Below are 6,855 nucleotides of genomic sequence, written 5' to 3'. Positions count from 1 at the left end.
GATCGGCGCGCGAGCCGACCACGCATTCATCATTCACCGCGCCGACGTTAATGTGCCGATCCATATTGAGTACTTTGCCCACGCTTATGGTGCTTTTGCAGGAGATAAATACAAGAAGGCCAGCGCAGCAAATATTGCCAGCGTAATCGCCGCACAAACCAGTGGGCGGGACACCCAAGAGTACATCCGCCGCCTGATATTCAACACGCTTATGGGCAATGACGATATGCACTTGAAGAACTGGTCTTTGATCTACCCCAGACAGGCAAAACGCGCGTCTGTCTCAGGCATATGATGTCGTCGCGGAGAGACGGTACATCCCGCGCAATCAGGCCACAAGGTGCTTAGCGCTGTATCCAACCCCGTCAGCGCGCCCAGCCAGGCGCGGTGACGCGGTATCCATAACAGTTCTGAAACACATAAGGTGTTTGATCCCACAGTTTGATGGTGCGCTCCTGTCGCAGTAATGGAAGGAAGCATTATGGGATAAGGCCGCCATGGGAGCGCGTAAGCGCTCCAAATGGCCCTCGACGCCGCTGGCATCGAATTCATCGGCACGCCAGACAACGACCCGGGTAATGGCACCCGAACAACAAAACAAAACGAGACCCTGTGATTGCCCCCTTTGTGACCGATACCATTCTTGATAAGCACAAACCCAGAGTTTTCGCACTTGGGATGACCCTGGTGCTGGCCGTCATCATTGCCGTTTTGACCCTTTTGCCTTTGAGTGCCCCGCAAGGACTTCCAGGTACAGACAAGGCCCACCACCTGCTTGGTTTTGCAGCGCTGACCTTGCCCGCTGCGCTGCTTTACCCGCGCAGTCTGGCCATTGTGCTGCCCTGCAGCCTGCTATTTGGCGGCGCGATTGAACTCATCCAACCTTATGTGGGTCGCCAAGGCGAGCTCGCCGATTTTGTCGCCGATGTTATGGGTGCATGGATCGGCGTGGGTGTGGGGTTGGCCCTGCGCATCGTCACCATTGCGGTTCTGGTGCGACAGCGCCGCAGGGCAGGGACCTGAACGATGAAACACCATCTTGACCGTCAGATAAACAACCGCAGATAAATACTTGTATAAATTTCCCACTGGTGAAAAAATCTGAAGCCCATCTTGAGCTATCAAAATGTGATCGATGGCCTCCAAGTAAGAGAGCAGCCTTGCGAGCGCTCTGCGCCTGGCGCAAATTTCCTGTCCGCTGCTGATGCGCGTCTTTCGCCGGAACGAAGATCCACGCGGCGGGTAGGCACAGAGAGCGCCATTTACAAAGTTGTGCACTCTGATCGCTTTTCAGGACACGACCGGACATCCAGCCGTTTCATACAATCTTGAGCTGCGGCCCGCCGAAATGGCCATGCGTCCACCGTACAACATTTTACCCGCAGATCCCTCTGCGGCCGACAGAAAAGCCCCTGCGATGCAACCGGGGCGGCAAAGGTGTGATTTGAAAGGCTGCATCATTGTGCGGATCGTCCAATGTTGTATTAAGGAAATCGAGGGCGACACTGATACATCCGGATGGCTTTTTCGATCGAAGCGGAAGCGTCAAGACGGCTTGGCTTTTTCCAGGTACGCATCCATCGCCGGCTGATAAGCAACCAGTTCATCGGCGATGACGTTAAATCTCTGCAGGCGTGCATCGTAATCGGTGACAATTTCAGGCCAGTCTATCGGAAGATCAAGGGCCACCTCGAAGGCTTTGATCCATGCGAATGTCATAGCAAATCCGCAATCACACAACCAAAGTTTATTTGTGTCCAAAGCGTTAGCCGACAGCAACAGTGCAAGCGATGAGAGGTGTTTGGAAATCAAGGCGCCGCCGGCAATCACCTCGTTTGCGTCCCGCGTCGCATAAGCGACTTGCGGGTAGATCGCACGGACGGCCGGTTCAAGGCGGGTATCATGGGACCGACTGAATTCGCGTGCCTTGGCGCGGAGTTTCACTGACTGTGGAAGCATCGAAACGTCCGGAAACGCCTCTTCCAGATATTCAGCGATAGCTTCTGAATCCGAAAGCATGAAGCCGTTATGGATCATCGCCGGAAGATTACCCGAAGGCACGAGCGCGCGGTATGCGTCCGACCCATATCCACCAGGCGGCGGGAGCTCTTCAAATGGAATGGCCTTGTGTCGCAATATGATCCGCAGCTTGGCGCAGTAAACCGCAACAGGAACCGAATAGATCGTCAGCATGGCACGTCCTTTAGGTTAAAAGTGCAAAAGGCCAACTGCGTGGGGTTGGCCTTCGACTATCAATCGGGGAGACCGGATTACTCGGCCAGCAATTGCCATTTAACGCCCAGTTCGTCAAAGAAACCTTGCTCCTGCTTGAGCGTGATCCAGGTGTTCACATAATTGATCCAAACCTGATCAGCCTGTGGCAGCAACATCGCGATTGGTGTGGGCGAACGGCCAGCCTCGACAGGGACGACCATCAGTTGATCATACTGTGCAACGAGCTTATTGGCTTCTACGTTTGAGGTAATGCTCGCGTCTGCGCGGCCTGACAGCACCTCCTGAAAATCACGGGCCGGTGCTTCGACAATCCGGTGTGTCGCGGCTGGAAAATACTGCTTTACCTGTGTTTCTTGTGTCGTACCAAGGGTGGCTGCGACAGACACGCCTTCGACATTCAAGTCATCCCAGTCCGAGAACCTGTTCGCATTTGTCTCTAATATCAACGGTACGGTCACCAACGAAAAATAGCTGTCGGAGTATCCTGCAGCTTTTGCGCGTGCCGGAGATACCGAAGCGGACCCTGTGATATGGTATTGGCCAGAGGAGACGCCTGCGACCAGTGTTTTCCAATCTGTCGGTACAAATTCGACCTCGACTCCCAGATCGGCCGCAAGTGCTGTCATTACGTCAATGTCATAGCCCACATAACTGTTCGTTGCGACGTCACGCATAGTCATCGGGTTCCAGTCGCCCGTTGTGCCGACCTTCAAGAGGCCGTCAGACAGAATTTCGTTGAGCGCTGATTGCGCCGTCGCCTGAACGGCACCGGCTGCGATAACAACCGCAACAGCGGCAATTTTAAATAATTTCATGGGGTTCCCTTGAGTTGCATTCACCATAAATAGGATGCATCAGCACTTTGGAAATGCAAAAAGCCTGAAATCATCGTTTTTTTGTGCAGCGGTTTCATATGCGACGAACAGACTGGAACGAAACAGCAATGTCGATCATCTCCATGCGGAATGTGTCAAAGTTTTTTGGCGATTTTCAAGCACTGAAAGACGTATCACTTGACGTCGCATTGGGAGAACGTGTCGTTATTTGCGGCCCGTCCGGATCCGGAAAATCGACGTTGATCCGTTGCATCAACCGTCTTGAAGCGCACGAGAGTGGCGAGATCATCGTCGACGGGACGGCTTTGACGGACAAACCTGACGATCTGGAAAAGATACGCGGCATGGTTGGCATGGTATTCCAGCAGTTCAACCTTTTCCCACATCTGACCGTCATGGACAATCTGTGTCTGGGGCCACGGCGTGTTCTGGGGCTGTCCGAGCAAGAGGCGCGGGCGCGTGCAATGAAGCATCTTGAACGGGTGCAGATCCCTGATCAGGCTGAAAAATTCCCGCGGCAGCTATCGGGTGGACAACAGCAACGCGTTGCAATCGCACGTTCGCTTTGCATGGAACCGCGCATTATGTTGTTCGATGAACCGACTTCAGCGCTTGATCCTGAAATGATCGCAGAGGTACTGGAGGTCATGACGGAGCTGGCCTCATCGGGCATAACCATGATCGTTGTGACCCATGAAATGGGGTTCGCGCGCCGTGTGGCCGACCGTATTATCTTTATGGATAAAGGCGAAATTGTTGAAGTTGGCGCGCCAGAAGATGTGTTTGTTGCGCCAAAATCCAAACGGTTCGGCACGTTCCTCAAACAGATCCTGAATCATTAAAAGGGCTGAATGATGAAACGCCTTTTAGCCCTCGTCCCTGTGCTGCTGCTTTTGACCGGCTGTTCCAACAGTTGGGGTTGGTATGTGGTCGACCCCACGACAACGTCGGGCTGGAACAACCTGAAATTCATGGCAAGCGGTGCCTATTACACGATTGGCATGTCAGTCACCGCGATCATGATTTCGGTCGTTGCGGGGCTGCTGGTTGCCATGCCGGGCCTGTCCGAAAAGAGGGGCTGGTGGCTGTTCAACCGAACCTACGTGGAGATCGTCCGATCCGTGCCGGTGCTGGTCCTGATCTTATGGGTCTATTATGGTTTGCCGGCACTGTCGGGGATCACGCTTACCGTGTTCTGGGCCGGTGTGCTTGCCTTGGCGCTGAGTGACAGCGCCTTTCAGGCTGAAATTTTCCGCGCAGGCATACAGTCTATTTCCAAGGGTCAATATGAAGCGGCGCAGTCCATTTCACTGAATTACCGTGATACGATGCGTTATGTCATCCTGCCCCAGGCGATCCGCCGCATTTTGCCCGCACTTGGTAATCAGCTGGTTTACATGCTGAAAATGTCATCGCTTGTTTCGGTGATCGGTATGCAGGAACTGACCCGCAAAGCCAATGAGTTGGTCGTATCAGAATACCGCCCTCTCGAAATTTACACCATTCTGGTGCTGGAATATCTGGTGCTGATCCTGATCGTATCAGCCGGTGTGCGCTGGCTTGAGCGGCGCATGAAAGCCAGTGACACCTGAGACAAGAAGATAACCTGACCTTCACAGCACAATGGGTGGGCATTGTCGTGCATTTGGCATCCTGGCGGCCTTTGGCATGCTCTTTGCAACGCTCTATCATGTCGTCAATCTTAGACATGCAGGATTGTTCTCGACAGCCGCACAGGCGGATCTGGCAATTGGGTATCAGGCGTTTTTGTTCTTGTGGCCATAGGATTGGGCTTGCACCCGCGTTCAGTGCGACAGGATCAATCGGTCTATTGGCATGCGCACTGCGTCTACCTCGCAGGCGCAGTTCAACCGCACTCAGGGCGGCGCTTTGGCGAGATGTGGTTGCACTGCCGGAACCACGGGCGTCGGGCGACCACAGACCCTGCTTCTGGACGTCATGCCACCAAGCTTAAATCTGCTGCAGCGTGCTCTCATGGCGCTGCGCCATCTGTGTCACCGGTGCCGCTGCAATTCCAACCGACATGACAATCTCGCGCTTGTCCTCGTCGCTCCAAGCCAAGGCTTTTACCACGCATGTCAAACCCCGCATAAGACACATCGTTTACGACGTTATCAATCACTTGCCCTAGATGATCGTCATGCAGTCAACAGATCAGCGCAACACACGCATTGAACTGCTCCGCCGGTGCCGTAAGACAGCTGCGATCTAGTTTCAGTTTGCGGCGGCGGGCGCAGGCTTGCCCGGATCAAAGCTGGCGCTGCCCGGTAAGTGCGGCATTTCTGTTAAGCTTGAAGGTGTCGCGTGAGTAAAGGTGGCGTTCCTGATTGAAGATGGGGTCGTGACAGCCACTGAAACAGCAATGGACGCCAACCATGAGGAAGAATAGGGGGGCGTCGATCTGGCAAATAGTGTTTTTCAGGTTCATGGTGCTTCGATGACGGGTGAAGTGAAGGTCCGCAAAGAGCGGACGCAACCGCAGTTTTTGAAATTCATGGCGGAGCACGCGCCCGCGGTTGTCGGCATGATCAGTGTTCCCAGCGGGGTTCATCATATCATCTGCCGATAATACAACAACGCATAGTAATTTAGGTAAATGTAAACCACTGCACAGAGTGTGGACGAGCTGTTGGTTACCTGTCGACATCCTGGCGTTGACTTTGCTTGGCGTCAGATTTTTTTGCTCAACAAGTGAGACATGACGAAGATCCGGGGGCCAGAGACGAGATCAAGCCACTCGGGGTCGATTGAGAGGCTGAGCTGTCGCATGCTGGTATCCTTTGTCGGTTTGCGAACCGTTTGATTGCATAATCCATTAAATGAACGACTGCTGGCACCTTTGATTTGTTGCGATGCGACACATCAGCAAACAAAGTCATGAGACTACCTAGGTCTCTTCTGTCAAGTTGAGACCACCACTACGGAAACGTCCCCACTCACGGCCCCCCTTGTTCAATACGAGGGGGGCCTTTTTGGGTGTCTGATCCCACAGTTTGATAGTGCGATCCTTTCGCAGGATTGGAAGGAAGCATTATGGGACAAGATCGTCATGGGAGCGCCACGCCCATGGACGCCATCAGAGCAGCAATACAGCAATCGCGAACTTCGCTCGTGCAACTGGGCCAAGATCTCGGCATCAATCCCAAAACAGTGGCGAAGCGGTGTTCGCGCCAGACTGCCCAGGACGTGAAGACTGGGCCGAAAGAGCCATCGTCAACGGTCTTGACCGAAACTGAGAAGGCGCGACCACACAGCATTCGAAACCGAACACTCGCACCTGCCGATAAAGGCCATATCCTGTGGGGCCTGCCTCATAGCATACCGAGACGGGTGCCCCTCGCGGAGATAACTTCTTGAGCAAGCGGTCGACGCTGGCAGGGGCGGTTTCAAAGCTGCCCAAGCTGACAACGTCGTCATGTAGCCCATAACTAGCAAGCGCAACTGCCACCTTATCTTTGGATACATTGATCCTGACATAAATCGTTGGTTGTTCTTTCGTCATGCCGTTCTCCATCGCTGAAAAACGGCGTTCACCGTCATGCGATCAGAGTACAGGCTAATCCCTCAGGCGCGTGCCGCAAAAAAAGACATACGCTCTTACTTTGGTAAAGACATCACGCGGGATCAATACCCGACCGCTTGTCCGTCCTTGCGCGGGTCTGACCCGGCGACATAGCCGCCGCCATCCAGCCGTTCAATCAGCTGCGCGCCGCCGAAACCAAATGCGCTGTCTGGCGTCTCGACCGAGATGCTGTGGCCAAGG

7 protein-coding genes and 1 pseudogene are annotated in these 6,855 nt (G+C 54.0%); 4 read left to right on the top strand and 4 right to left on the bottom strand.

All coding sequences use genetic code 11. The features are described 5' to 3' along the window. Positions 1-295, top strand: a 295-nt coding sequence (locus VGP75_RS13280) for a HipA domain-containing protein (protein WP_327544131.1), incomplete at its 5' end; no start/stop codon positions are given. A gap of 317 nt (positions 296-612) precedes the next feature. Continuing rightward, positions 613-1,023 carry a VanZ family protein gene (locus VGP75_RS13275; RefSeq protein WP_327544130.1) on the top strand — a complete coding sequence of 137 codons (411 nt, stop codon included), beginning with the start codon at positions 613-615 and terminating at the stop codon, positions 1,021-1,023. A 522-nt stretch (positions 1,024-1,545) separates the two neighbouring features. Here the strand turns inward: VGP75_RS13275 and VGP75_RS13270 are convergent. Continuing rightward, the gene (locus VGP75_RS13270; RefSeq protein WP_327544129.1) at positions 1,546-2,193 is read right to left on the bottom strand and encodes a glutathione S-transferase family protein; all 648 of its coding nucleotides are present in this window, start codon (positions 2,191-2,193) and stop codon (positions 1,546-1,548) included. A 77-nt stretch (positions 2,194-2,270) separates the two neighbouring features. Beyond that, positions 2,271-3,050, bottom strand: a complete 780-nt coding sequence (locus tag VGP75_RS13265; RefSeq protein WP_327544128.1) for a transporter substrate-binding domain-containing protein — start codon at positions 3,048-3,050, stop codon at positions 2,271-2,273. A gap of 128 nt (positions 3,051-3,178) precedes the next feature. On the opposite strand from VGP75_RS13265, the gene VGP75_RS13260 reads away from it, so the two are divergent. Together VGP75_RS13260 and VGP75_RS13255 are read left to right on the top strand one after the other, a co-directional pair. Continuing rightward, positions 3,179-3,913 carry an amino acid ABC transporter ATP-binding protein gene (locus VGP75_RS13260; RefSeq protein WP_327544127.1) on the top strand — a complete coding sequence of 245 codons (735 nt, stop codon included), beginning with the start codon at positions 3,179-3,181 and terminating at the stop codon, positions 3,911-3,913. A 12-nt stretch (positions 3,914-3,925) separates the two neighbouring features. After that, on the top strand, positions 3,926-4,663 hold the full coding sequence (locus VGP75_RS13255) for an amino acid ABC transporter permease (protein ID WP_327544126.1): 738 nt from the start codon (positions 3,926-3,928) through the stop codon (positions 4,661-4,663). A 379-nt stretch (positions 4,664-5,042) separates the two neighbouring features. Here the strand turns inward: VGP75_RS13255 and VGP75_RS13250 are convergent, their stop codons facing one another. Continuing rightward, complete coding sequence (locus tag VGP75_RS13250) at positions 5,043-5,183, bottom strand: hypothetical protein (protein WP_327544125.1); 141 nt, start codon at positions 5,181-5,183, stop codon at positions 5,043-5,045. Positions 5,184-5,340: 157 nt separating this feature from the next. Continuing rightward, positions 5,341-5,424: pseudogene (locus VGP75_RS20685) on the bottom strand (IS6 family transposase); the annotation flags it as partial. Positions 5,425-6,855: the final 1,431 nt, after the last annotated feature.

Source organism: Yoonia sp., assembly GCF_036007805.1.
Lineage (GTDB): Bacteria > Pseudomonadota > Alphaproteobacteria > Rhodobacterales > Rhodobacteraceae > Yoonia.
The sequence above is the reverse complement of the archived record's forward strand: the minus strand, read 5'-3'. Positions and strand labels throughout refer to the sequence as shown.